This window comes from Actinomycetota bacterium (genome assembly GCA_040755895.1).
Lineage (GTDB): Bacteria > Actinomycetota > Aquicultoria > Subteraquimicrobiales > Subteraquimicrobiaceae > Subteraquimicrobium.
Genome location: JBFMAG010000074.1, coordinates 1 through 2687 on the forward strand (window position 1 = coordinate 1; position 2687 = coordinate 2687).

Here is a 2687-nt window from a genome sequence, read left to right on the forward strand (position 1 = left end):
CTCATGTCAACAGGGCTATGGCCAAAGCCGTCACAAACTGTGGATGTTTAAAGATCAAGGCGGAAAAACAACCCGTCCCCCCAAATGTCAACTTCTCCGAGGTTTCAAAATATGTAAAAACACACATAGAAGGAAACTTGTGCTCCAATTGCCGTGAGATAGTGGAAGCAGAGTTGGGAAACTCCATGTTCTACATCGCAGCTTTATGTACCCTTCTCGATCTCGACCTAGAAAAGATCCTCGCAAGGGAAAACGATCGAATCTCAACGTTGGGTGTGTACAGCTTGACTTGATTTCCCAAAAAGCCTCTTTAAGCCCAACCTTATCACCAAAATTAGTGCCTCCAGGATGACCTTCCTTGAAAGTTTGGATTTTCCTTTCTGCCTGTCTACATAGGTTATGGGTATTTCCTCGATTGCAAACCCCTTCTCATAACCTCTATTGAGAAGCTCAATTAAAAAAGCGTATCCATCCGAGGTAATCGTATCCAATTCCAGACTTTTCAGAATCTCTCGGCGATATCCTCTGAAACCACTGGTACAGTCCTTGAAAGGGAGTCCCAGTAATAGGCGAGCGAATCTATTCCCCCATGTACTCAGCAATCTTCGAAAGAATCCCCAATCGGCTACGATCTTCCCACCATCCACATAGCGAGAGCCGATTGCCATGGAGCAATTCTTCATTCTCCGAAGTAGCCTGGGGATATCTTTCGGGTCATGTGAAAAGTCGGCATCCATGGAAAAAATATATTTGAAGTCCCGTTTCAGACCATAATTAAATCCATCCTTGCAGGCGACTCCATATCCCCTTTCCCCTCTCCGTCGAAGGACCTGCACCTGCGGAAATTTCTCGGACAAGACAAAGGCGATTTCGCCCGTACCATCGGGGGAATCGTCGTCTATAAATAAGATATTGAAATCTTTATCAACCTCAATTATCGCCTTGACCAGCTTTTCTACATTTTCGCGTTCATTATAAGTGGGTATTACTATCAGTACCTCGGACAAGTCCATCCTTACCTCAGATTTTTTAGAGCCTCGCGGTTAGCCTCTATGGTCCTTTGGATGTCTTCATCCGTATGAGCCGTGGAGATGAAACATGCTTCGAACTGAGAAGGTGCAAGATAGATACCAGACTTAAGCATCTCTCGGAAATAGTGGGCATATTTTTCGGTATCCGAACTGGCAGCTGTCTCGAAGTTTAAAACCTCTTTATCCGTGAAGAACATGCACGAAAGGGATCCAACCCTCGTGAAATATGCTTTTATCCCCAATTCCCTGGCATTTTCCCGCAAGCCCTCGGAGAGCATGGCTCCCTTCCTCTCCAAGTCCTGATAAATCCCGCCATCGGAGAGGATTTTGAGCGTTACAAGTCCTGCAGTCATGGCTATGGGATTTCCGGAAAGAGTACCAGCTTGATATACCGAGCCCACGGGAGCCACACATTCCATGATCTCTCGCCTTCCACCAAAGGCACCCACCGGGAAGCCTCCACCGATTATCTTGCCCAGACAGGTCAAATCAGGCATGACATTATAAAGTTCTTGAGCACCGCCATAGGAAACCCTAAAGCCCGTGATTACCTCGTCAAAAATGAGAACTATCCCGTATTCCAGAGTAATTTTCCTCAATCCCTCCAAGAACCCGGGTTGGGGAAGGACCACGCCCATATTACCGGCTATGGGCTCCACTATCATGCAAGCGATCTCCTCATGCTGCTCCCTGACGACCTTCTCAACGCTTTCCAAGTCATTGTAGGGTAGAACTATCGTATCCGAAGCCACCTTGGAGGTAACCCCAGGTGTACCTGGGATGGCAAGGGTGGCGACACCCGAACCAGCTTTTACCAAAAGATGGTCCACGTGTCCGTGATAACAGCCTTCGAACTTGATAACCTTTTCTCGCCCCGTGTACCCCCTGGCGAGTCTTATGGCACTCATGGTCGCTTCGGTTCCCGAATTCACCATTCGAACCTGCTCGATGGAGGGAACTGCTTCTATGATTTGCTTTGCCAGTTCCACCTCGAGTTCGGTGCACGCACCAAAGCTGGTTCCATTCTCCAAAATATCTTTCACCGCCGAAATTACATCGGGATGAGCATGACCGAGGATGAGGGGACCCCAAGAGCAGACATAATCGATGTATTCATTTCCATCGGCATCGTAGATTTTCGATCCTTTGCCCTTGGTGATGAAGAGGGGTTCCATGCCCACAGCCTTAAAGGCTCTAACTGGACTGTTCACCCCTCCCGGAATATATTCTTTAGCTCGGGCAAATAACTCATGCGATTTAGACATGTCCATGTCCTTTAACCCCCCGTTTTCCGCCAATCTTTTGACTCGCGGCTGAAGGCTGGTAAATGCAATAGGGTTCCTCCTGCAGATAATCACCGGTTAAAGCATAGGCTCTCGCCCTGCATCCCCCACAAATCCCCTTATACTCGCAAATTCCACACTTCCCTTTGAGCTTCCGAAAATCCCTTAAATTCCTGAAGATTTGAGATTCAAACCAGATTTCCTTGAAGGGTCTTTCCCGAACATTTCCACAATCAAGTTCCAGGTAACCGCAGGGCTGAACTTTACCCAGGTGAGAAACAAAACAGAAGGAGATTCCACCCAGGCAACCTCTGGTCATGGCCTCAAGACCATGGGTCTCGAAGCTCACCTTTTCTTTTTCCCTCCGAGCCCT

The 2687-nt window shown here is 47.9% G+C and carries 4 protein-coding genes; 1 reads left to right on the forward strand and 3 read right to left on the reverse strand.

Annotation, left to right across the window (positions count from 1 at the left end):
- Positions 1 to 293: DUF1573 domain-containing protein (locus tag AB1466_03465; protein ID MEW6189155.1), on the forward strand; the 293-nt coding region annotated here is incomplete at its 5' end.
- On the opposite strand, the gene AB1466_03470 is transcribed toward AB1466_03465, so the two are convergent.
- The 3 genes from AB1466_03470 to AB1466_03480 all read right to left on the reverse strand — a co-directional run.
- A complete protein-coding gene (locus tag AB1466_03470; GenBank protein ID MEW6189156.1) occupies positions 264 to 1013 on the reverse strand; it encodes a polyprenol monophosphomannose synthase in 750 nt (249 codons plus the stop codon). The genes AB1466_03465 and AB1466_03470 overlap by 30 nt on opposite strands.
- A gap of 2 nt (positions 1014 to 1015) precedes the next feature.
- Positions 1016 to 2302, reverse strand: a complete 1287-nt coding sequence (hemL, locus tag AB1466_03475; GenBank protein ID MEW6189157.1) for a glutamate-1-semialdehyde 2,1-aminomutase — start codon at positions 2300 to 2302, stop codon at positions 1016 to 1018.
- A partial coding sequence (locus tag AB1466_03480) for an SPASM domain-containing protein (GenBank protein ID MEW6189158.1) occupies positions 2289 to 2687 on the reverse strand: 399 nt, incomplete at its 5' end. The genes AB1466_03480 and hemL, both read right to left, overlap by 14 nt.